General features: G+C 71.3%; 1 pseudogene. It reads left to right on the top strand.

The window, feature by feature from the left end:
* Window positions 1–502, top strand: a pseudogene (locus A2X88_09740) (hypothetical protein).

Raw genomic sequence — 502 nt, 5'->3', positions numbered from 1 at the left:
GGACTGGCGCCGATCACCTTCGGGGCGGTCCCGGAGAAGCCGAACCTGCTCTGCCATGTCGGCGGGACGGAGGAGCCGGGGCTGGTCCTGATCCATCACATGGACGTGGTTCCCGCAAGGGCGCAGGAGTGGAGCGTCCCCCCCTTCTCCGCCGAGATCCGGGACGGGTACCTCTACGGCCGGGGGACGCTGGACACCAAGGGGCTCGGCATCGCCCACCTCTGCGCGGCGGTCGCGGCGGCGAAGTCCGGGCGTCTGCGCCGGAAGCTCTTCCTGGTGGCGAACTCCGACGAGGAGGTCGGGGGGAAGGAGGGGGCCGAGCACTTCGTCGCCAACCTCCCCGTCTCCTTCGGGCGCGCCTTCGGCCTGAACGAGGGGGGAGTGGGGGTCCGGGACATCTTCGGGGAGGGGAAGTTCTTCCTCGTGAACCTGTGGGAGAAGGGGCCGCTGTGGCTCACCCTTTCCGCCGAGGGGAGGGCGGGGCACGGCAGCCGCCCGTCGG

Source organism: Deltaproteobacteria bacterium GWC2_65_14 (assembly GCA_001797615.1).
Classification (GTDB): domain Bacteria; phylum Desulfobacterota; class Deferrimicrobia; order Deferrimicrobiales; family Deferrimicrobiaceae; genus GWC2-65-14.
The sequence above is the reverse complement of the archived record's forward strand: the minus strand, read 5'-3'. Positions and strand labels throughout refer to the sequence as shown.